Origin of the sequence: Zhongshania marina (assembly GCF_002915595.1) — a bacterium.
Taxonomy (GTDB): Bacteria; Pseudomonadota; Gammaproteobacteria; order Pseudomonadales; family Spongiibacteraceae; genus Spongiibacter; species Spongiibacter marinus_B.
Window position 1 is genome coordinate 102,243 of the sequence record NZ_PQGG01000031.1, and the last position, 22,104, is coordinate 124,346.

19 protein-coding genes are annotated in these 22,104 nt (G+C 50.0%); 11 read left to right on the top strand and 8 right to left on the bottom strand.

Annotation, left to right across the window (positions count from 1 at the left end):
- Positions 1-24 precede the first annotated feature (24 nt).
- Complete coding sequence (locus C0068_RS13560; RefSeq protein ID WP_103685016.1) at positions 25-582, top strand: gamma carbonic anhydrase family protein; 558 nt, start codon at positions 25-27, stop codon at positions 580-582.
- Between the two features lie 3 nt (positions 583-585).
- Here C0068_RS13560 and C0068_RS13565 read toward each other — a convergent pair whose 3' ends face one another.
- From C0068_RS13565 to C0068_RS13590, 6 genes are all read right to left on the bottom strand, one after another.
- Entirely contained in the window at positions 586-1,554 is a 969-nt protein-coding gene (locus C0068_RS13565; protein ID WP_103685017.1) for a calcium/sodium antiporter, read from the bottom strand.
- Between the two features lie 34 nt (positions 1,555-1,588).
- Positions 1,589-2,422 carry a shikimate dehydrogenase gene (aroE, locus tag C0068_RS13570; RefSeq protein ID WP_103685018.1) on the bottom strand — a complete coding sequence of 278 codons (834 nt, stop codon included), beginning with the start codon at positions 2,420-2,422 and terminating at the stop codon, positions 1,589-1,591.
- A 21-nt stretch (positions 2,423-2,443) separates the two neighbouring features.
- The gene (gene hemF, locus C0068_RS13575; RefSeq protein ID WP_103685019.1) at positions 2,444-3,346 is read right to left on the bottom strand and encodes an oxygen-dependent coproporphyrinogen oxidase; all 903 of its coding nucleotides are present in this window, start codon (positions 3,344-3,346) and stop codon (positions 2,444-2,446) included.
- Positions 3,347-3,386: 40 nt separating this feature from the next.
- Positions 3,387-3,953: an L-threonylcarbamoyladenylate synthase gene (locus C0068_RS13580; RefSeq protein WP_103685020.1), complete on the bottom strand. Its 567-nt coding sequence runs from the start codon at positions 3,951-3,953 to the stop codon at positions 3,387-3,389.
- 173 nt (positions 3,954-4,126) lie between these two features.
- Positions 4,127-5,212, bottom strand: a complete 1,086-nt coding sequence (dprA, locus tag C0068_RS13585) for a DNA-processing protein DprA (RefSeq protein ID WP_103685021.1) — start codon at positions 5,210-5,212, stop codon at positions 4,127-4,129.
- Positions 5,213-5,272: 60 nt separating this feature from the next.
- Positions 5,273-6,298, bottom strand: coding sequence for a LysM peptidoglycan-binding domain-containing protein (locus C0068_RS13590; protein WP_103685022.1), 1,026 nt, complete (start codon positions 6,296-6,298; stop codon positions 5,273-5,275).
- Between the two features lie 187 nt (positions 6,299-6,485).
- On the opposite strand from C0068_RS13590, the gene def reads away from it, so the two are divergent.
- The 7 genes from def (at position 6,486) to C0068_RS13625 (ending at position 14,867) form a co-directional block, all read left to right on the top strand.
- A complete protein-coding gene (gene def / locus C0068_RS13595) occupies positions 6,486-6,995 on the top strand; it encodes a peptide deformylase (protein ID WP_103685023.1) in 510 nt (169 codons plus the stop codon).
- Complete coding sequence (gene fmt, locus C0068_RS13600) at positions 6,992-7,978, top strand: methionyl-tRNA formyltransferase (RefSeq protein ID WP_103685024.1); 987 nt, start codon at positions 6,992-6,994, stop codon at positions 7,976-7,978. Before def ends, fmt begins: the two co-directional genes overlap by 4 nt.
- The gene (rsmB, locus tag C0068_RS13605; protein ID WP_103685025.1) at positions 7,975-9,282 is read left to right on the top strand and encodes a 16S rRNA (cytosine(967)-C(5))-methyltransferase RsmB; all 1,308 of its coding nucleotides are present in this window, start codon (positions 7,975-7,977) and stop codon (positions 9,280-9,282) included. Before fmt ends, rsmB begins: the two co-directional genes overlap by 4 nt.
- 133 nt (positions 9,283-9,415) lie before the next feature.
- Positions 9,416-10,789, top strand: coding sequence for a Trk system potassium transporter TrkA (gene trkA, locus C0068_RS13610; protein WP_103685026.1), 1,374 nt, complete (start codon positions 9,416-9,418; stop codon positions 10,787-10,789).
- Positions 10,790-10,826: 37 nt separating this feature from the next.
- On the top strand, positions 10,827-12,275 hold the full coding sequence (locus C0068_RS13615; RefSeq protein WP_103685027.1) for a TrkH family potassium uptake protein: 1,449 nt from the start codon (positions 10,827-10,829) through the stop codon (positions 12,273-12,275).
- 3 nt (positions 12,276-12,278) lie between these two features.
- Positions 12,279-12,860, top strand: a complete 582-nt coding sequence (locus tag C0068_RS13620; protein ID WP_103685028.1) for a class I SAM-dependent methyltransferase — start codon at positions 12,279-12,281, stop codon at positions 12,858-12,860.
- Between the two features lie 129 nt (positions 12,861-12,989).
- Positions 12,990-14,867 carry a putative bifunctional diguanylate cyclase/phosphodiesterase gene (locus C0068_RS13625; protein WP_103685029.1) on the top strand — a complete coding sequence of 626 codons (1,878 nt, stop codon included), beginning with the start codon at positions 12,990-12,992 and terminating at the stop codon, positions 14,865-14,867.
- A 2-nt stretch (positions 14,868-14,869) separates the two neighbouring features.
- On the opposite strand, the gene C0068_RS13630 is transcribed toward C0068_RS13625, so the two are convergent.
- Positions 14,870-17,572 carry a PKD domain-containing protein gene (locus C0068_RS13630; RefSeq protein WP_146047901.1) on the bottom strand — a complete coding sequence of 901 codons (2,703 nt, stop codon included), beginning with the start codon at positions 17,570-17,572 and terminating at the stop codon, positions 14,870-14,872.
- Between the two features lie 246 nt (positions 17,573-17,818).
- Here C0068_RS13630 and C0068_RS13635 point away from each other — a divergent pair, with 246 nt between their 5' ends.
- Positions 17,819-18,106 (top strand): YebG family protein, encoded by a 288-nt coding sequence (locus tag C0068_RS13635; protein WP_103685031.1) that lies wholly within the window; start codon positions 17,819-17,821, stop codon positions 18,104-18,106.
- A gap of 33 nt (positions 18,107-18,139) precedes the next feature.
- On the opposite strand, the gene djlA is transcribed toward C0068_RS13635, so the two are convergent.
- Positions 18,140-18,925 carry a co-chaperone DjlA gene (djlA, locus tag C0068_RS13640; protein WP_103685032.1) on the bottom strand — a complete coding sequence of 262 codons (786 nt, stop codon included), beginning with the start codon at positions 18,923-18,925 and terminating at the stop codon, positions 18,140-18,142.
- A gap of 137 nt (positions 18,926-19,062) precedes the next feature.
- On the opposite strand from djlA, the gene glyQ reads away from it, so the two are divergent.
- Entirely contained in the window at positions 19,063-20,001 is a 939-nt protein-coding gene (gene glyQ / locus C0068_RS13645) for a glycine--tRNA ligase subunit alpha (protein ID WP_103685033.1), read from the top strand.
- The gene (gene glyS / locus C0068_RS13650) at positions 20,001-22,088 is read left to right on the top strand and encodes a glycine--tRNA ligase subunit beta (protein WP_103685034.1); all 2,088 of its coding nucleotides are present in this window, start codon (positions 20,001-20,003) and stop codon (positions 22,086-22,088) included. The genes glyQ and glyS overlap by 1 nt, the downstream gene beginning before the upstream one ends.
- Positions 22,089-22,104: the final 16 nt, after the last annotated feature.

The window sequence follows — 22,104 nt, forward strand, 5'->3', positions numbered from 1 at the left end:
TCACACGCCTACCGGAGAAAAATAATGAGCTACCAAGCCCAGCAATTTATCAGAACATTTGAAGAGCACACTCCGCACTTAGGTGAACGCGTTTTTATTGACCCCAGCGCCGTGGTTATAGGTGATGTGAGTATTGGTGACGACAGTTCAATTTGGCCAAACACGACTGTGCGCGGCGACATGCACCGCATCCGAATTGGCGCCCGCAGCAGTATTCAAGACAATAGCGTTTTACACATTACCCACGCTGGCCCCTACAATCCCGAAGGTTACCCTCTTAGCATTGGCGACGAAGTCACCGTTGCCCACAGCGTAACACTGCATGGCTGCACCATAGGCAGCCGCGTACTCATTGGCATGGGTAGCATTGTGATGGACGGCGCCGTAATCGAGGACGATGTGGTAGTTGGTGCAAATTCGCTAGTGCCACCCGGTAAAAAACTAGCCAGCGGCTGGCTGTATGTGGGCAGTCCGGCAAAACCAGTACGGGAACTTAGTGAAGGGGAGTACAAGTACTTTAGCTATAGCGCTACAAATTATGCCAAGTTGAAAGATCGGCATATTGCAGCGCTATCACGTTAAACCCTAGTAGACGCCCGCATCGTGCAACAGATAAACGATATAGGCGATATAAATTAACAGTAAACCGCCGCCCTCTACACGAGAAATACGCCGCCCTTTACGGGGCCCGCAGGCCACCAAAAAGAACAGCCCGGTGAGTACAAGCATCACTGGGTAGTCTCGGCTCAAGACCTTTTCATCTATCACACCTGGCGCAATTACCCCGGGTAGGGCCATAACCCCCAATAGGTTAAATAGGTTTGAGCCCACCACATTACCGATCGCGATGTCGTGTTCGTTCTTGCGCGCAGCCGCAACCGACGCTGCCAGCTCCGGCAAACTGGTGCCTACCGCCACAACGGTCAATCCAATAACCAAGTCACTCAAGCCGAAGAATTGGGCAATCTCCACCGCTGACCACACCAGCAACCGCGCCGAGCCAATAAGCAGCAAAAAGCCAAATAACAGCCAGCCTAGCGCAACTCCCAGCGACATATCGCGGGGAATTTCTGCTTCAAACTCAGCCTCTATACTGTCGCCCTTGCTGTGCTTGGCCTCCCACAATTGCCTAAGCACCACCAGCAAAAAACCTACTAATAAGATGCTGCCGTCCATGACACCTAAATGCCCATCCATCAGCAAGACGAAACCCACCAACATCACCAAAATCAGCAGGGGAATTTCGCGGGTAATCAGCTTAGATTGCACATTAAGAGGGATTAGCAGGGCGGTAAAACCTAAAATTAAGGCGATATTGGTGATATTTGAGCCCAGCGCATTACCAACGGCTAGGCCGGGCTGACCGTCTACAGCAGCAATGGCAGACACCAACATTTCCGGCGCAGAGGTGCCAATACCCACTACCAAAATACCCACCACCAAAGGCGATACACCTAAGATTGAGGCGGTAGCCGAGGCACCGATAACAAAGCGGTCTGCGCTCCACACGAGTAAAACCAAACCCACTATCAAGGCGACAACGGTTAATAACATACAATTATTTCCAACTAGACCATCGGCATAAAGTTTATGCCGACAAAGATTGACGAACTAACTCAATAACAGGCTTGGTATCTGGGCGCACTCCGCGCCAAATGCAGAAAGATTCCGCCGCCTGCTCAACTAGCATCCCCAAGCCATCGGATACTGCCCATGCGGTTTCACCTGCGGCCCAACGCATAAAAGGTGTTGGTTCAGGCCCGTACATCATATCGTAAGCACAGGCCTCCGTGCTCAAGATATGGTGAGGCAAGGGCGGCAAATCGCCACTCATACTCGCGCTAGTGCCATTTATAATGAGGTCAAATTGCCCACCAGCCAAACCGTCATAGCTACAGCCGGCGATATTTCCCAGCGAATCAAAATGCGCAGCCAAACTTTGCGCTTTATCCACCGTCCGGTTCGCCACCAAAACATGGGCGGGGCCTTGTTTTAGTAGAGGCCCAAGAATACCCCGCACCGCACCGCCAGCACCTAAAACTAGCACCCTACGTCCACTCAACTCCCAACCAAGGTTGTCATGCATGTCGCGAACTAGGCCAACACCGTCGGTATTGTCGCCGTAAATGCTGCCATCTTCTTGTAAAGCAAGGGTATTTACTGCACCAGCGCGGCGGGCGCGACCACTGAGCTGGTCGGCAAATTCAAAGGCGTCCAATTTAAAGGGCACCGTAATATTTAAGCCCTTACCACCGTGACTAAAGAATTGGCCCGCGGTCTCAGCAAAACGCTCCAACTCCACTTTGTGGGCGCGATAATGCAATTGCTGGCCAGTTTGCTCAGCAAAGGCTGCATGTATTTGGGGGGATTTGCTGTGCTTAACGGGGTTTCCGTACACTGCGTACTGATCTTTACTTTCCATAAGCAAAAAATACTGCCTTTATTAATCCGATGATAGCCAATCTCTACACGGCAAAAATTGCGTAGTTAACGCGGCTTCAGGGCTACCTTCTTCGGGCTGCCAATTATACTCCCATCTGACCAGGGGCGGCAGTGACATAAGAATAGATTCGGTGCGACCACCGCTCTGCAAGCCAAACAAGGTGCCTCGGTCGTGCACTAAATTAAACTCTACGTAGCGACCACGGCGGTAGAGCTGAAATTGGCGCTGACGCTCACCCCATTCCATTCCCTTACGGCGCTCAACTATTGGCACATAAGCGTCGGTGTAGGAATTACCCACCGCCTGCATAAACTCAAAACAGCGTTCAAAACCGCCGTCATTCAAATCATCAAAAAACAAGCCACCGACGCCGCGAGCCTCATTGCGATGCCCCATATAAAAATAGTCATCGCACCATTTTTTATACTTGGCATACACCTCACCGCCAAAGGGGTCGCAACTCTTTTTAGCCACCTGATGCCAGTGCCGGCAATCCTCTTCAAAACCGTAATAGGGCGTAAGATCAAAGCCGCCCCCAAACCACCAAACCGGCTCTTCTCCCGCCTTTTCTGCCACAAAAAATCGCACATTGGCGTGACTGGTGGGCACGTAGGGATTTTGTGGATGCATCACTAAAGACACCCCCATTGCCTGATAGCTGCGGCCCGCCAACTCGGGGCGGTGAGCACTTGCACTGCCCGGCATGGCATCACCCTGGACATGGGAAAAATTCACGCCGCCTTTTTCAAACACGGCGCCATCGGTCATGACTCGGCTGCGGCCGCGACCCCAATCATCTTCGACGAATTTCGCTTTGCCATCCGCCGCCTCCAACTGCTCGCAGATACGATCTTGGAGGGATAATAAAAACTGCTTAACCGCAGCGATATCTACATTATTCATAAGCTCTCCACGGCAGCAAAATTCGCGCCGTTAATACTACTCAGGCACCGCGTAAATATTCGCCACTCAAGGCATCGCGGATATCCGTCGGTTGCGCTCGCTCACCTGTGCGGCCTGGCAAGTAATAATCAATTTGGGGGCCAAAATACCGCTGCGCTTCACGCTGGGTTCTGGCGGGCTCATACCCTGCTGGATTGGCGGAAGTCGACACTAAACAGGTATTGGCAGCACGACAAAGCGCTGCTGTAAGTGGGTGACCACTAACGCGGATAGCCACACTCTGATGGCTTCCGCGAATCCACGACGGTGCCCACGCGTAATCAGGCACAACCCAAGTGTGCGGCCCAGGCCAGCTGGCTTCGACCGTGTTACGCGCCGCCTCAGGCAGATTTGGCAGTATTTCGTCAAAACGGGCAAGGCAATCAGCGACCAAAACCAAACCCTTGGCGGGGTCGCGATTTTTCATACTCAAAATACGCCCCACCGCAGTGCGATCCCAGGGCACACAGGCCAATCCCCACACCGCTTCAGTAGGATGGCTCACAACAGCGCCCGCGCGCAGCAGGGCAGCAGCACGGCGCAAACGATAAGATTCTGGCAAGGCCATAAAATTGATCCGCATAGTGATTAGCGAAAGCGACAAAATGCGGCCAAAGTATACCCGTTTTTACCCTGCGATGAGCCGTAAATTCACGATTGAATACGGAACAGCAATCAAACCGCGCAAGCCGTGAACATTTGCTTGCGCTAATTTTATTCGCTCACAATACAGCAGAGAGCTTATCGACAACGCAGCCAACCGCCGCGCTGCTGTTCAACCCAACCCTCTACTTCAAGTTCACTGAGTTCAGCCAAGGTAGCAGTTACCCCCAAGCCACAATGCTGCACGAGTTCATCGAGGGATTGTGGCTCGTAGCCAAGCGCGTCGTAAACCTTAGAGGCAACACTGCTTTCGCTTGATGTTGACGCAGTCTCTAATGGCAATTCGCCGCTCGTCCACCCAGCAAATTCTTCAACGATGTCAGCTAGGGTTTCGACCAATTTTGCTCCCTGTTTAATCAGAGCATTACAGCCACGGCTAGCGGGATTATGAATAGATCCTGGTATGGCGAATACTTCGCGATTTTGTTCTAGTGCCTGCCTAGCGGTGATTAAGGAGCCACTGTGTATTGCCGCCTCAACCACCAGCACACCCAAGCTCATGCCACTGATTATGCGATTACGGCGCGGAAATTGGTGGCGCAACGGCAGGCTACCGAGCGGAAACTCGCTGAGAAGCAAGCCCTCTACACCTATTTGCTGATATAGCGCTGCATTGCTTCGTGGATAACAACAGTCCACCCCCGTTCCCAATACCGCAATGGTAGAGGCGGGTGTCGAGATAGCCCCAGTATGGGCTGCGGCGTCCACGCCAAGCGCCATGCCACTAACCACCGTAAAGCCAGCCTGACCCAGCGCGCTGGCAAATGCCTTTGCATCACTATGACCCATACGGCTGGGGCGACGACTACCCACCACAGAAAACAGCAACTGATTCAGCAGCTCACGGCGACCTCGGTAATACATCAACGGCGGGGCATCGTGAATTTCTTTTAGAAGGGCGGGGTAGTCCTCGTCATGCCAACACACGAGCTCAGCATTGGCAATGTCTAGCATGTCATCAACTGCGCCATGATCTGAACACCCCAAAGCCTGAGCAAGTAAATCTAGCTGCTTAGCACTCACGCCAAATTGTATTAATTCAGAAGCGGGGCGCTCAAGTAATGCATGAGGGGTGTTAAACGCGCTCATCAAGCGGCGAAAATTCGCAGGTGACGGCGTGAGGGTTTGCTGTGCTTGTAGCCAGCGACGGGCAAGTATTTCCACATTCGCATCCTTGCGTGTTGTGGCAGGGCCGCGATTAGCGACCCGCTGTTAACAGTTCTACTATGGGTTTTTAACGATATCACCAACTTTTAACGGCTGTTCTGCTTTTAATACCAACGCGTAACTCACCCGTTCAAAGCTGCGGAAAACCATTAATAAGCCAGCGCGTACATCGGGAACCTTTACCCGCTCATTGGTAACGGGGTCAGTCACAACCCCGCCAGCAGAATAAATCGCCATCACATCACCGGGCTCTAGCTTATTGCGCTCACCTAAATTTAAGGTGACCACATCAAGACTGCCGATCTGGGTCACACCACCCTCGACCGCAATAATAAAACCATTGCTGTCTTCCGCCGGCGCCTTTGGCTCAAAGCGCGCATGAATATGACGAATTTCCATCGGCAAGAAGCGGTCGGCGCGGCGAATTTCTTGGGTGCTGCGATTTAAGGTCAGCGTAGCAATGTCTTTTTCGGTAGCAAGTAGATTGGCCGTACCAATATCAGTAGCCTCTACACCCAATACCTCGCCGGTGACGGGGTCCTTGTAGACCTGACCGCGACGATAAACGCCGTAGGTTTCATCATTACTAAAATCACCGCGCCCCAATATCTGATCCCCCGCGCCGGCAACGATATTGCCGCGCTTACCCGCCAAAACGTAAGGGGCCTGCTCCAATTCAGCATCGCTAACAACGCGGCTGCGGGTTAAAAAGGGCGCAATCACATCGAGAGGGATTGCCGGAATAGCGTCGGTAATCTCAGAGATACGCATTTCTGGTGTTAGCTTTACAACACTATTGTCAGGCGCTGGATTTCTCACCAGCACCGGCTTGCCATCTACCCACATCAACTTCAATACGTCGCCGGGGTAGATCAAATGCGGATTTTTCACCTGTGGGTTGTAATACCACAACTCCGGCCAGAGCCACGGATCATCCAGAAACATGCCTGAAATAGCCCAGAGCGTGTCGCCCTTTTTAACCACATAGCTTTGCGGGTGACCAGCTTTTAAGGAGAGCACATCACCAGCCTGGGCCAACGTCATCACCAGACCAAGACAAAGCCCCAATACCGTGTTCTTCATAATTAAATCCTATTACTCTTTAAACTGGCCGCCAGCAAATGGCAAGAATCAGGCATTTCTTATACGCTCTCTGTATAATATAGAGGATACGCCACAACAGGCGAATATTTTGTAGGCCAAAATGTCTACTCAATCATTATCTTAGCAATAGTTACACAACTTACACGATAAATGGTCACGAACTACTATGCCTGTACTTGAAATCCTTGAGTTTCCCGATTCAAGACTGCGGACGGTGGCAAAACCCGTTAAGGATGTTGACGATCGCGTCCGTCAATTAATCGACGACATGTTTGAAACGATGTACGACGCACCTGGCATTGGCTTGGCGGCAAGCCAAATCAATGTACACGAGCAAATTGTGGTGATTGACGTTAGCGATGACCGCAGTCAACCGCTGGTGTTTATCAATCCTGAAATCACCGTCATCGACCAAGACACCTTTGAATACGATGAGGGCTGCCTGTCCGTGCCCGGCTTTTACGAAACGGTGGTGCGGCCACAACATATTCGCGTAAAAGCCTTAGACCGCAACGGCGAACCCTTTGAAATGGAGCCAGAAGGTCTGCTAGCGGTGTGTATTCAACACGAGAATGACCATCTCTTGGGCAAACTGTTTGTCGATTATATTTCGCCGCTCAAGCGCAACCGTATTCGCAGCAAGCTGGAAAAACTCCATAAGCAACAATCCTCATGAGCACAGCACCTTTACGGCTAATATTTGCTGGCACCCCAGACTTTGCCGCCCAACACCTGCAGGCGCTAATAGACGACGGCAGCCACAACATTGTCGCCGTTTACAGCCAGCCTGACCGCCCAGCGGGACGCGGTAAGAAAACCCTGCCCAGCGCCGTAAAGCAATGTGCAGAAGCGGCGGGACTGCCGGTATACCAGCCCTATAATTTCAAAGAGGCCGCCGACCGCGAGCTTCTCGCCAGTCATCAAGCAGACTTAATGATAGTGGTCGCCTACGGCTTGCTACTGCCACAAAGCGTTTTAGATATTCCTCGCCTTGGTTGTATAAACGTTCACGGTTCACTGCTGCCGCGCTGGCGTGGCGCGGCGCCGATCCAGCGCGCCATTGAAGCGGGGGATTTAATAACCGGCGTTACCATTATGCAAATGGATGCCGGCCTAGACACCGGCGCCATGCTTAGCAAGGTCGAATGTGACATTCTAGATACTGACTCCGCCGCTGATCTATTTGAGCGACTAGCAGAGATTGGCGGCCCCGCGCTGATTAAAGCCGTGTCTGCGCTAGCCCAAGGCACCGCGCACAAAGAAGTTCAAGACAACGCCCTCAGTAATTACGCCAAAAAAATTACCAAGGACGAAGCCTTTATTAATTGGCAGGAGGACGCGATCACGCTGCACAGAAAAATTCGCGCCTTTAATCCATTCCCCATCTGCTATACGCAATTTGCCGCGAACAGCCGCGACCAACGCATTAAAATCTGGCGGGCAGAACCCGTCTCTGTGGCTGGCTCAAACACAGTTGCCGGCGAAATTCTCAGTGCGGATAAATCTGGCATCACCATCGCCTGCGGCCACGGCGCACTGCGTATTCTCGATTTACAAATGCCCGGCGGCAAAGTACTGTCTGCTCGCGATATTCTCAATGCCCGCGCTGAGCAGTTTAGCCCCGGCACACTAATGGCTTCGCCCTCAGGCACACTATGAAATGTCCCCGCGTCGCCGCCGCGCGCTGCCTTGCAAACATTGAGCAGGAGGGTAGTTCGCTCTCTCGCGTATTAGCTCGTTACGAACAGGATGTTGAGCCGTCTCAACGCTCGCTTTATCGCGAACTTTGCTACGGTAGCCTACGGTATTACTGGAAGCTAGACGCAGCCCTAAAGCCCTTTTTTAGTAAGGCTTTAAAAGCCAAAGACAGCGACGTAAAAATGCTGATTTACCTTGGCGCATATCAACTTTTTTACACCCGCATTCCTGCCCACGCAGCCATCAATAGCAGTGTTGAAGGCTGTCGAAGCCTTGGCAAAAAATGGGCATCGGGTATGGCCAATGCGATTTTGCGCCGCTGCCAGCGCGAACAAGACAGCATATTCGCAGCACTCAGCGCAGATGCTGATGCCGCCTTTCCAGCATGGCTTTTCGACGCCCTAAAGCAGGCGTGGCCAGAACAGCTAGAGGATCTTCTCGCCGCCAGCAATGCCCATCCGCCGTTTTGTTTACGCGTAAACGCACTGCAGCAAAGCCGAGAAGACTATTTAACTATTCTTGCCAAGACCGACATCGCCGCCCAAGCCTGTGCCTTCGCCGACTTAGGCATACGTCTTGAGCAGGCTTGTAGCGTAGACAAATTGCCCAGCTTTCACGACGGTCACGTCAGCGTGCAGGACGAAGCCGCCCAGCTGTGCACCCAATTGCTGGAGCTATCGGCTGGCATGCGAGTGCTAGACGCCTGCGCTGCGCCAGGGGGTAAAACTGGCGCCATCTTAGAGTGCGAGCCGCAATTAACAGAAGTTGTCGCCCTTGATATAGACGAGCAGCGTCTTGCCCGAATTCAAGACAACTTAGATCGCCTCGAACTTAGCGCAACACTCCTCAGTGCCGACGCTGCCGATATGGACGCTTGGTGGGATGGGATTCATTTTGATCGCATTTTGCTGGACGCGCCGTGTTCCGCCACCGGCGTTATTCGCCGCAATCCCGACATTAAGCTCAACCGGCTCGCCACAGATATCGGCCCGCTGGTAGAACTACAAGCCAAGCTATTAGGCCGTCTCTGGCAGAGCCTAAAACCAAACGGCATATTTGTTTACGCTACCTGTTCATTGTTACCTGCGGAAAACGAAGCGCAAATAGCCGCATTTTTGGCCAATCATTCAGATGCCGAATTAGTGCCAATAAACGCCAATTGGGGGATAGATCGCGAAGGTTGCCGACAACTTTTCCCACAAATTGACGGACACGATGGCTTCTTCTACGCGAAAATTCGCAAAAACTCTGATCGCGGCTATTGAGTGGCGCACCCCGTCGCCGCACAATGACGGGCTTGATCGTTACTATGTTTTTCTCACCCCAGCACGCGTCATCTCGCTGTGGTAACCGTATCAGGTATGAATCAATAACAGGCAGCGCAGGCGACTTCGAACAATGAAAATCATTATTCTCGGCGCAGGGCAGGTAGGGGGCACACTGGCCGCCAACCTCGCCAGTGAACACAATGACATTACTGTTGTAGACAAAGACTCTGATCGACTCAGAGAGCTGCAGGATCGCCTAGATATCGGCACCGTGACCGGCCAAGCCTCACACCCCGACGTGCTAGCCCGAGCGGGGGCCGCAGATGCAGATTTATTAATCGCGGTAACCAATAGCGACGAGATTAATATGGTCGCCTGCCAGGTGGCCTACACACTGTTTCGCACCCCGACTAAAATTTCTCGGATTCGCTCCAATGCCTACACTAATGTAGAAAAGTTGTTTGGCAATGACGCTGTGCCGATTGACGTCTTTATCAGCCCAGAAGAATTAGTCACACGCTACATTAAACGCCTATTACAGTACCCCGGCTCACTCCAAGTTTTAGATTTTGCCGACGGCAAGGTTCAGCTAGTTGGCGTAAAAGCGTATTACGGTGGCCCGATGGTGGGCAATGAGCTGGCCGCTATCCGCGACCACATGCCCACCGTCGACACCCGTGTTGCCGCTATTTTCCGGCGCGGAACAGCCATTTTGCCCAGCGGCGACACCGTGGTTGAAGCCGGTGATGAGGTATTTTTCATCGCCGCCAAAAAGAATGTTATGCCGGTCATGAGTGAGTTGCGTCGCTTAGACACCCCCTATAAGCGCTTGGTTATTGCCGGCGGCGGTAATATTGGCGAACGCCTTGCGAGGGCGGTAGAAAGCCGTTATCACGTGAAAATTATTGAGCGCAGCTACGATCGCTGCCGCGCCCTATCAGAGCAATTATCTAAAGCCATAGTGTTACATGGCAGCGCTTCTGACCACGATTTACTCGCCCAGGAAAACATCGAAGAGACTGATGTGTTTCTCGCGCTCACCAATGACGATGAAGCAAATATCATGTCGTCTTTGCTGGCTAAGCGAATGGGCGCCAAAAAAGTAATCACCTTAATTACCAATCCGGCTTATGTCGATTTAGTGCAGGGTGGTGATATCGACATCGCCATCTCACCCCAGCAAATCACCATTGGCAGCCTGCTCACCTATGTCCGTCGCGGCGATATTTACAATGTCCACTCATTGCGACGTGGCGCTGCTGAGGCGCTCGAAATTATTGCCCACGGTGACAGTCGCTCCTCCAAAGTCGTTGGTCGCCGACTGGATGAAATCGTCTTACCCGAAGGCGTCAACATTGGCGCGTTAGTCAGAGGCGAGGAGGTCATGATCGCCCACAGCCACTTGCTCGTTGAATCCGAAGATCACTTGATTTTATTCCTCGTCGATAAGAGCAAAATCAAAATGGTCGAAAAACTATTCCAGGTCGGGTTTACCTTCTTCTGATGACAAACCAGTTTATCGCAATGAAGGGTGAGCATTTATGCACCTGAGAATCATCGGTCGAATCATCGGCATGTTACTGATGATATTCAGTTTAACTATGGCTCTACCCGCCATTCTGTCTATGTGGCAAAACGATGGCGCACTCAATGCCTTTTCTACCGCCTTCGTCCTAACCTTTGGCAGTGGTCTTGCACTGTGGCTAAGTAATCTAAAACAACAACACGAGCTCAGCATACGCGACGGCTTTCTGGTGGTTTCGCTATTCTGGACCGTACTCGGCCTATTCGGTGCGCTGCCGTTTTATTTAGCCGACAACCCCGGCCTGTCAGTGAGCGACGCGGTATTTGAATCAATATCCGGTCTTACCACCACCGGCGCCACCGTTATTACCGGCTTGGATGAGCTACCGATTTCTATATTGTTTTACCGTCAGTTTCTGCAGTGGTTAGGCGGGATCGGTATCATCGTTATCGCCGTCGCCATTCTGCCGATACTGGGTATTGGCGGCATGCAGCTCTACCGTGCCGAAACACCTGGCCCCGTAAAAGACAATAAGCTCACCCCGCGGATTACCGGCACCGCGAAAGTCTTATTCCTTATGTATGTGTCACTGACCTTGGTTTGCACCTTGGCCTATTGGCTTGCTGGAATGAGCTTTTTCGATGCCCTTTGCCACTCATTTTCCACCGTCGCCATCGGCGGCTTCTCTACCCATGACGCCAGTATGGGCTACTTCCAAAGCCCGCTGATACTAATGATATGCAGCGGCTTTATGCTGTTTGCGGCGCTGAGTTTTACTATCCATTTTCACGCTTGGCGGTCTCGGTCCATACGCCATTACCTAAGAGACGCTGAAACCGGCTTTTATCTATCTGTGATTGCCATTTCTACTCTGACTATCTCGGTATACCTGTATTTCAGCGGCACATATTCTTTAGAAGACAGCTTTATTCACGGCATTTTCCACACCATATCCGTTGCCACCACCTCTGGATTTGGTGCCGAAGACTTCTCAATTTGGCCAAGCTTTCTACCCGTCGCAGTAATCATGCTGTCCTTCATCGGCGGCTGCGCAGGGTCTACCGGCGGCGGCATGAAGGCGGTTCGTGTCATGCTCGTCGCAAAGCAGGGGATTAGGGAAATGAAACAACTCATTCACCCCAACGCCGTCATCCCCCTCAAAATTGGCAGCCACCGTGTAGAAGCAAAAATCGTGAGCGCGGTGTGGAGTTTTGTTGGCGTTTACATGATCTCCTTTATTCTCATCACCCTGGCAATGATGGCCTGCGGGCTCGACTCACTCAGCGCCTTCTCTGCAACCGCCGCCTCCATTAATAATATGGGCCCCGGACTGGGTGAGGTAACGGCTAGCTACCGCAGCGTAAGTGATACCGGAAAATGGATACTCTGCTATGCCATGCTGCTTGGACGTTTAGAAATTTTTACCTTGCTAGTGCTGCTGATGCCCTCGTTTTGGCGGCGCTGATTCATGCCCAGCGATAGCCGCAACAAGTGGAATCAACGCCATGCCGAGCGCGCGCTTGCTACCCCCGCCTGTGAGGTCTTACAGCAACACGCCGCCATGCTACCCAAGCAGGGCAGCGCATTAGATTTGGCCTGCGGCTTAGGCAGAAACGCGATATTTTTAGCGCAACAGGGCTTGGAGTGTGACGCTATTGATGTTTCTGATGTGGCGCTGGCTCGTTTAAAACACTATGCCGATGAAGAAAATTTAAAGATAAACACCCTCCGCGCAGACATAGAGCAAGACGGATTAACTAGCAAACAATACGACCTTATTGTCGTGAGCTACTTTCTGCATAGGCCGCTATTTGCAGCTATTCAGCGCGCGCTTAAGCCCGGCGGGCTATTGTTCTATCAAACCTTTGTGCAAGCTCAAACTGAGGCCCCACAAGCTAAACCAATAAATACACGCTTCTGTTTAAAACATAATGAGCTGTGCCTCGCCTTCCAAGACTTAGAAATCCACTACTATCACGAAACGACCTTTGATCCAGTCAATGACACAGCACCGCTTGCGATGTTGGTAGCTAGAGCTGGCTCACACTAATGAAATGTCACTCCAGCAAGGCAAAACAATAGAAGCTCGACAGTTCTAAATAAAATAGCGATAGATAACACTGACTAAATCGCGCAAATATGATTACATAGCTCTACGTTATATTTTTACGAGTTATCAATGGCATACCTTTTTTTAGCCATAGCACTTGCCCTGTCTGCCGTATTGTCGGCGGCGGCTTACTTCGTTTTAATAACGCCTTACGACCCAGCATTACTCATGTTAGCCACATTGGTGGGCTGTATAAGCTTAACGGCGCTTATCCTTAGCGGTGTATTGGAGCGCCAACGCAAAACCCGCCAGCAGCTAGAACAACAGAATGAGCAACAAAACCTACTATTAGCCCATAAATCATCTGCCTTAATGCTGCTGGATAAATATCTAAATATAGAATTTATCAACACCCACCACTCTTCCCTAAATATTATTCAAGCCAATAATTCAAACAACGATTCCTTACTGGATATTTGGACTGCCAATGTCGAGGAAGAAACCCGTCTGTTGGTGCGCAAGGCTGTAGATGAAAAACGAGAATGGCGCGGTGAATTACGCGTTGGCGACAAGAAAAAATACCGCTACCTCGCCGCGACAGTTACGCCAATTCTCGATGATATTGGTGAACTCACTAGGGTGATTGTGTGTGCAGAAGATATATCTGAACACAAAGCCATAGCAGACCGGCTATTTATCCGTGAACACTACAATGTACTAACGGGTTTACCAAATCGACAATTTGCTTTACGAGCGATTCAATCGACCATTAATGACGATAGCTCGAGTAGCGGATTTATTCTTATCCACATTGATCTTGATCGTATTCGCTATATCAACGATTCGCTAGGTCATCACGTTGTAGACAAAATCTTTGTTGAAACCACCGAGAGATTACGACGCAGTGTTAGCGACGATCAAATACTTGCGCACTTAGGAGCGGATGAATTTCTAATTGTTTTAAGTACCGAAAATTGTATAAACGAAGCGGGCATTCTCGCCGAAACCATACTCGACAAATGCCGCCAACCGTTTTACGTCAATCATCATGAAGTCACCATTTCTGCCAGCCTTGGTTTGTGTAAATACCCAGAAGACGGTGACGACAGCACGGTGTTAATGCGTCGCGCCGAGGCCGCAATGTTCAGTGCCAAAGAAAAAGGCGGCGATCGTTTCAGCTTTTATGAAGAAGGTATGAGTAGCGAAACTGAACGCAGACTAGAGATGGAAAAATATTTGCGTCACGCCATCGAACGCGACGAATTTAAACTCTACTACCAACCTGTTATTAATCTTGAAAATAATAGATTGCGCGGTGTAGAAGTTCTATTGCGCTGGCAAAATAGTGCCTTAAACAATCCAACACCTGATCACTTTATTGCTGTTGCCGAGCAAAGCGGCTTGATTGTGGGTATTGGCAAATGGGTGCTAGAACATGCCTGCCAACAAGTAGTAGCTTGGACGCGATCAGGCTTGCCAGCATTAAGTGTAGCGGTGAACATTTCTGCCAAACAATTTACCGATGGCGATATTGTTGAAAATGTTCGCTACGCCCTACAGCAAAGCGGTTTACCCGCAGCGCAGCTAGAACTAGAAATTACCGAAGGTTTGTTGATTAACGACACGCCAGAAATTCGCGACACATTTAAACAACTCAAAGCCTTGGGCATACATTTATCTCTCGACGATTTCGGCACCGGCTACGCATCACTTAGTTATTTAAAACGCTACCCTTTTGACAGCTTAAAAATCGACCGCAGTTTTGTAAATGATATAGACAATTGCAGCGACAGTGTGACACTAACCAATGCTATTATCGCAATGGGGCATAGCTTTAATATGAAGGTTATTGCTGAAGGGGTAGAGAACCTAAATCAGCGGCGCATTTTAAGAGAGCACCACTGCGATATGGTACAGGGCTTTCTGTATTCTCCCCCCATCCCCGCTGAACAATTTGTTGCGTGGGCAAAGCGCTATGCCGACATGCAAACCAGCCGGCACGTCTAATATCAAATCGCTGGCAGCAGTGCCCGCTCGTCTTCCCAAATCTGTGGAACTAAGCAACTCGGCAGAGGCTCAACACCTTCAGAAAGCCAAATCGGCGCCGAGAATGCTATCGGCCTTTCACCATCAAATACGCGAACAAAAATATATTTTAAGTCATTATTATAAATAATACTTTTCTGCACATTTGTACCGTTAGATGATTCTATTATTGTGTTATTTGGACCCACTAATTCAAAACGTGGCGCACCCACAACAACATTATTTGTGCTCAAATTTATGCTTACATTTAATTTATCGCCAATCTGTTTACGCAGCCGAGAGCCCATAGGATTATCATTAATTTGGTAGTCTAGCCTAACGCCATTGTAATTTTGCGCTACAGCGTAAAATCGACGAGCTAGCATCGCCTCACGTAAATCATCGCGACTGCGAGATCGCGCAATGAATACCGTTTTGGGTAAATCAGCATCTCCCCAACGGGTATCATGATGATCTTCTGATCCAATCGGCGCCAAATACCAGCCTTTATCTAAAGCATAACTTAGCCAACTACCGTTCGGACCATCACTGTCGTATTCACTACTCTTGCCAAATACTTCTATACCTACCGTGCGGTAATCGGCAGCAGCAACATAGCGGAAATCATTAAAGGTAAAGCCAGGGTCACCACCGAGGCCTTCGACAAGATTTTCTATAGCATCTTCTCTGCCGGGATGATTAAAACTTAGTAAACCATCCGAGCCGCCACCAAATTGGGCTGGATAAGAAAACCACTCCCAAAACAGAACCATACTCACTGCATAACCCGGCCCAGTTTTCGCATTTATTATATTTCTTGAGAAGAATATATTGGCGTGACCAAATCTATCTGAGGTCCATTCAAATCCGCGAAAGGCGGTGAAATTGTCGTCACTGGCAGCAAGCGCCTGTTCCTGTGTGGCCTTCCACTTCACAAATGCATCACTGCGATTGTCGGGATCGACAAAGAAATAGCAATCTAATAATTGCTCAGGCGGACAATCGCCGCGACCAACCGAAAGCGGGAGCGCCATATTGTCTGAATGATCTGCGCTACCAACAAAATCTAGACCGGCTGACTTTACGCGCTGGAAAACATCGGCAGGGCGAGTTAAAAAGGTACCGTCAGAATATGCAGTATGCTCGTGCAGCGCGCCCACATAATGTTCATAACTATTTTCATCATATGCAGGATTACATACTCCTGCAGTATCTTCCTCTCCCAACTGTTCTAAAACATAGCTCGGATCTGTAATGCTCGTTAATGCCGTGGCGCAGGTTTGTGGCCCAGGATTATCAATGCAGGCGAGCACGGCAGGGCCCGCAAGCTGAATAAAGATACATTCACTGCTTCTGGGGTCAGTCGCGCAGGCACTAAAGGAATTGGGATCTAATACCGGTGCAAGCGGGGCGAGAGGACAGCCAGGATGCAACGGTTGCGACAGACAGCTCAACGGATCCGGCGCTGGCGCAAAGTTAGCAACTCCCTGAAAACCCACTTCTCGACTGACCGTGCTTATACCGTCACTCACCGACAAAACTAAAACAAAGTTTTCGTTTTTACTCAGTGTCGGCAAGCTCGCACTAATATTTCCGCTCTCATCTTGCTCAATAGTAAGCAATGCTTGGTCTTGAGCCGGAATTTGCTGCCAGTTAAAACTTAGTGCATTGCCATCTGGATCTTGCCCCGTCGCGATCAACTGCACTGTCTCACCACTATAGGCAACCCCAGGATCGACATAGGCACTGCTAATTTCAGGGGCTTCATTTGGCGTGGCGATAATTCGAACTACGGTGTTGTCACTGCCGCTAGCACCGTCGTTGTCAGTTGCGGTTAAGCGTATTACTACATCGCGATCTTCCGATACGTTTGGCGCCATAAAACTGGCATTGAGGCTATCGGCTTGATTAATAATGATGCTGCTATCTTGGCCTAGCGCCTCCCAAAGCACCGACACAATTTCTCCATCGGCATCTGTCGCACTGCCATGTAAATTAACTGTGCTATTCGCAGCAGACTCCTGATCTGCTCCCGCACTGACTACCGGCAATGTATTCTCGAAAACATTCAATACTCGCACCACCACCTCAGCGCTCGCGCTAAATCCACCGCTGTCCTGCGCCTGAACTGCAAACCTTAAGGTTTGCTCCGTGTCGACTTGGGGTAGACGAATAAAAAACGTATCTTGGTCATGTGCACCAAGAAGCTGAGCCGCTGGCCCTGATAGTTGCTGCCATGCAATAGACCGAATACTGCGACCCTGCCGCGCAGCCGCACTTACCGACAACAACACATCTGTGCCTTCGTCGGCAGATAGGTCATCACTCAGCTCAAGGGTGGGCCGCTTAGTGGCGTCATCTAGGGCGAATACCACTACGGCAAGGCTCGCATTTTGTGGACTTTGGCCACTCGCGTTACGCTGTACAGCAAAGTTAATCGTCGTAGGATTATTTACATCTGGTGCGGTATAGCTAAGGCGATCGCCGTCGACCTCTACGTTCTCGTCGCTCAATACGCCGCGGTCAAATTGCCAGCTCCATGAACTCGCTAGACCATTATCTTCTGTTAGAGCGCGCAAGGTATGTGCAGAGCCAGAGGCAACTTCGTTATTGCCCGCTATTTCCAGCGCTGGGGCTGGAGGCGTTTCAGTATCAGGCGATTGCGTTACTGCTTGAGTAGAGCTCACACTATCCCCACCACAGGCGCCAAGCAGGCCACTCAATAGAAAAATGCCACCAAGTTTTAAAAATGAGTTCATACACATGTTACAACGGCTTCTTACAATTTGTAGCGAGGCTACTTGAAGCTCGTGACAGAACGATGAAAACCACAATTCCTTGCTAGCGCAACAATTAAGCCTTGCACCAAAAACTGTATTTATATACAGTTCTTCTAATATTTATATCGTTCAACAAATCAAACGGGGTGAAACATGGCGGTAGTAGCCAAGTGGATGTGTGACAGGGACAATAGTATGTTTGACAACAAAAAAGATGCCGATGCCTACGACAAAATGTTGGAGTTAGCAGAAGGTTTCACTGCGTTGCTCCAGCAACATATTCCCGATGTTGATGAAACCAAGGCTGAAGAATTTGGTATTTTCTTATCCAAAAACAAAGAGGCGATTATGCAGGCCTGTAAAGGCAGGGTAGAGGCCCTTGAGGAAATCGACGCTCAAACTACTGATAATGTGCGCCCCCTTTCGGCCCAAGCCAGTTAATGCCTGGCCGGACCAAAAGAGTTTATTCCCTACTCAGGTGCCGCGATTTTTCTTAATAAGATCGTAGGCCACCTGAATTTCCTGCGCTTTCTCCGTCGCAAGTTTCATCATATCTTCCGGCACACCTTTGGCAATCAGCTTATCTGGGTGGTGCTGACTCATTAATTTGCGATAGGCGCGCTTTAAATCCGCATCGCTTATCGACTCATCAACCCCCAACGCTTGATAGGCCTTCTTTAAATCAGAAGCACTGCTTGTCTGCCCACCCGCGCTGCCGCCGTGGAACTGGCGCTGCGCCATCATCATATCTAATAAACGCTGGAATTCTTGGCCCGACACTCCTAAATAGCCTGCCACCCGCGTCACGATATCCCGCTCAGCGTCGGCCATATCACCGTCGGCCAGTGCCATTGCCAATAGCGCTTCTAGTAGCATTTGTCTCAGCAGAGGCTGGGCTTTGGCCACACTCATGAAATCGGACATTTGTGGCTCTAGCGCAAAACTGCTATCACTACCTTGTTTAAATTTTGCAATTGCATCCTGACGACGAGCACCGCTGAGACCTAATTGTGTGATTATCGCCTCTGCTTGGGCGACTTCAGACTCACATACCCGGCCGTCGGCTTTGGCAATATGTCCCATAACGCGGAATACAGTGTCAAAAAAGATGCCTTGAATACGCTCACGCTCGGCGCCGTAATTAAAGCGCATCGCCTGACCCAAGCCGCGATCGAAGAAGCTACCGACGACAAAACCCAGCAGTGCCAATAGTGGGCCGCCCACTAAAAACCCCAATATCGCACCAATTATTTTTGCCATTGTGGCCTGTCTCCTTAATATCTGGACGCCGATGATAACAAGTCCACCACTACTACGACCAGAAAGCAGCTTAGTCTTAACGCACCGGCTGTCATACCTGTATAATTCACCTCTTTATTTATTTCGTGGGGAAGGCCGTGAGTAAGGCAGACGTCAGCACCTTTCAGGGGCTAATTTTGGCATTACAACAATATTGGGCAGAGCAGGGGTGCGTGCTACTGCAACCCTTGGACATGGAGGTCGGTGCCGGCACCTTCCACCCAGCCACGTTTTTACGTGCCATCGGCCCAGAAACTTGGAATGCTGCCTACGTTCAACCCTGCCGTCGCCCCACTGACGGTCGCTACGGCACCAACCCCAACCGCCTTCAGCACTACTATCAATTTCAAGTCATCATGAAGCCATCGCCCAGCAATATTCAGGATCTGTATTTAGATTCTTTGAAAATGCTTGGAATCGACCCTGAAGTACACGATATACGCTTTGTTGAAGACAACTGGGAATCCCCAACCTTAGGCGCTTGGGGACTGGGCTGGGAAGTCTGGCTAAATGGTATGGAAGTCACCCAGTTCACCTACTTCCAACAGGTTGGTGGTCTTGAGTGCTATCCGGTCAGCGGCGAAATCACCTACGGTTTAGAGCGCATCGCCATGTATCTACAGGGCGTAGACAGTATTTATGACCTGGTTTGGACCAATGGCCCAGAGGGCGCGGTTACCTATGGTGATGTGTTTCATCAAAACGAAGTGGAAATGTCGCACTTCAACTTTGAAGAAGCCGACGTTACACAATTGTTTGCGCAATTCGATCACTGCGAAAAAGAGAGCGAGCGCCTAATAGACAAAGGCCTGCCGCTACCAGCCTACGAAATGGTTATGAAGGCATCACACGCCTTTAATTTACTCGATGCACGTCACGCAATTTCGGTTACTGAACGTCAGCGTTTTATTTTGCGCGTTAGAAGCTTGGCCCGCGCAGTTGCGCAAGCCTATTTCGACGCTCGCGAAGCGTTGGGCTTTCCTATGGCACCAGAAAATTTACGTAAAGAATTCGCTGCCGCAAAGGAGAGCAAATAATGACGACCACTCGCGATTTACTCATCGAAATCGGCACCGAAGAGCTACCGCCAAAATCGTTAAAAACCTTGTCGGAAGCCTTTAGCGCGAGCATTAGCTCACAACTTAATGATCTAGCGTTGAAATTCAGCACAAGCAAAAGCTTTGCAACGCCGCGTCGACTCGCTATTTTAGTTTCCGGCTTGGCAGAATCAGCACCCGACAAAGAACTAGAAAATTGGGGCCCACCAGTTAAAGTTGCCTTTGATGATAGTGGCAAGGCAACAAACGCCGCTTTAGCTTTTGCAAAAAAGAACAATATTAGCGCCGACGATTTAAGCCAGCATATCGCCCACGACGGCAAGCAAGAAAAGCTCTGTTACCGTAGCAATGCCAAGGGCGCAGAAACCAAGGAAGTTATTGCCAGCGTCATTGAAACAGCGTTGAACTCTTTGCCAATTGCAAAAAGAATGCGCTGGGGTGCATCCCGCACCGAGTTTGTTAGACCTATACAGTGGCTCACCATTATTTTTGGCGAAGAAACTATTCAAGAAAATATTTTTGGCTTAACGTCATCAAATGTTAGCCGTGGCCATCGCTTTCATTGCAATAATGAATTACAAATTAGCTCTGCCAGCAGTTACGAATCTGTCCTAAAAGATCAGGGAAAAATTATTGCCGATTATAAAATTCGGCAAGACATTATTCGTGAACAAATTACTGATGTCGGCCGTACTTTAGGCGGGCAAACGGTTATTAGCGACGACCTACTAGATGAAGTTAGTTCATTAGTAGAGTGGCCGGTCGCTCTTGCCGGCAGCTTTGAAGAGCGCTTTCTTAAAGTGCCGGCTGAAGCCTTGATCTCCTCAATGAAAGAACATCAAAAGTATTTTCATGTTGTAGATTCTAACAACAAACTTATGCCGTATTTTATTACGGTATCTAATATTGAAAGTCGCGATCCACAAAAAGTGGTTGACGGTAACGAGCGGGTTATTCGACCTCGCCTTAGCGACGCCGCATTCTTTTTTGAAACCGATTGTAAAATTAGCCTTGAACAACGTCGCGAGAAATTACGCAGCATTGTCTTTCAGGATAAGCTCGGTACCATCTACGACAAAACCTGCCGCGTAGCCGAGCTAAGTGAAGACATTGCAAAGCTGCTTAATGCGAATACCGCCGAGGCAAGACGCGCTGCAGAGCTTTCTAAAAGCGACCTCGTTACCGAGATGGTATTAGAGTTCGACGATATGCAGGGTATAGCAGGGTATTACTACGCACAAAATGATGGTGAAGCGGGCGATGTCGCCCTCGCTATGAACGAGCAATATATGCCGCGCTTTGCAGGTGATTCCTTACCCACATCGCTTACCGGCACCATCGTCGCACTGGCAGATCGTTTAGATACCATCACCGGTATTTTCGGCATAGGTCAGATCCCTACCGGATCAAAGGACCCCTTCGCCTTGCGCCGCGCTTCTCTTGGTGTCTTGCGAATAATTGTTGAAAAGCAATTAACTCTAGACCTTGGCGAATTAGTGGCACTAGCGATCAGCAAACACCAACAATTCGCTAGCGACAACAAACTCAAAGACACCGTCCTTAATTATATTATTGATCGACTGCGAGCTGGTTACGAAGATCAAGGTATATCTGCAGAGGTATTCCTATCGGTAAGCGCAAAACAACTTAGCGCGCCACTGGATATAGATAACCGCATTAAAGCCGTGCAGGCCTTTAACCAGTTACCCGAAGCGGCGGCACTTGCTGCAGCAAATAAACGCGTATCAAACATTCTAGCTAAGGTAGAAGGAAGCATCGCCGACACGGTTAATACAGATCTACTGCAGGAGCCAGCCGAAGTCGCACTAGCTGCACAGTTATTAGAGCTGCAAGAAAAGGTTGCGCCACTTTTTGCCAAGGCTGACTATGAGGGCGGCTTAAAATCACTCGCCAGCTTGCAATCAAGTGTTGATGCCTTTTTTGACCAGGTAATGGTAAATGCCGACGATGAAGCGCTGCGACGTAATCGCCAATCTCTGCTCAAACAATTACAGGGACTGTTTTTAGAGGTTGCCGATATTTCGCAGTTAGTTGTAGGTAAGTAAACTATCCCGTCATTCG

What these genes read in the sequence shown, in the direction of transcription:
- C0068_RS13560 (WP_103685016.1), top strand. Translation starts at nt 25, where the DNA reads ATGAGCTACCAAGCCCAGCAATTTATCAGAACATTTGAAGAGCACACT.
- C0068_RS13565 (WP_103685017.1), bottom strand. Translation starts at nt 1,554, where the DNA reads ATGTTATTAACCGTTGTCGCCTTGATAGTGGGTTTGGTTTTACTCGTG.
- aroE (WP_103685018.1), bottom strand. Translation starts at nt 2,422, where the DNA reads ATGGAAAGTAAAGATCAGTACGCAGTGTACGGAAACCCCGTTAAGCAC.
- hemF (WP_103685019.1), bottom strand. Translation starts at nt 3,346, where the DNA reads ATGAATAATGTAGATATCGCTGCGGTTAAGCAGTTTTTATTATCCCTC.
- C0068_RS13580 (WP_103685020.1), bottom strand. Translation starts at nt 3,953, where the DNA reads ATGGCCTTGCCAGAATCTTATCGTTTGCGCCGTGCTGCTGCCCTGCTG.
- C0068_RS13590 (WP_103685022.1), bottom strand. Translation starts at nt 6,298, where the DNA reads ATGAAGAACACGGTATTGGGGCTTTGTCTTGGTCTGGTGATGACGTTG.
- def (WP_103685023.1), top strand. Translation starts at nt 6,486, where the DNA reads ATGCCTGTACTTGAAATCCTTGAGTTTCCCGATTCAAGACTGCGGACG.
- fmt (WP_103685024.1), top strand. Translation starts at nt 6,992, where the DNA reads ATGAGCACAGCACCTTTACGGCTAATATTTGCTGGCACCCCAGACTTT.
- rsmB (WP_103685025.1), top strand. Translation starts at nt 7,975, where the DNA reads ATGAAATGTCCCCGCGTCGCCGCCGCGCGCTGCCTTGCAAACATTGAG.
- trkA (WP_103685026.1), top strand. Translation starts at nt 9,416, where the DNA reads ATGAAAATCATTATTCTCGGCGCAGGGCAGGTAGGGGGCACACTGGCC.
- C0068_RS13615 (WP_103685027.1), top strand. Translation starts at nt 10,827, where the DNA reads ATGCACCTGAGAATCATCGGTCGAATCATCGGCATGTTACTGATGATA.
- C0068_RS13620 (WP_103685028.1), top strand. Translation starts at nt 12,279, where the DNA reads ATGCCCAGCGATAGCCGCAACAAGTGGAATCAACGCCATGCCGAGCGC.
- C0068_RS13625 (WP_103685029.1), top strand. Translation starts at nt 12,990, where the DNA reads ATGGCATACCTTTTTTTAGCCATAGCACTTGCCCTGTCTGCCGTATTG.
- C0068_RS13635 (WP_103685031.1), top strand. Translation starts at nt 17,819, where the DNA reads ATGGCGGTAGTAGCCAAGTGGATGTGTGACAGGGACAATAGTATGTTT.
- djlA (WP_103685032.1), bottom strand. Translation starts at nt 18,925, where the DNA reads ATGGCAAAAATAATTGGTGCGATATTGGGGTTTTTAGTGGGCGGCCCA.
- glyS (WP_103685034.1), top strand. Translation starts at nt 20,001, where the DNA reads ATGACGACCACTCGCGATTTACTCATCGAAATCGGCACCGAAGAGCTA.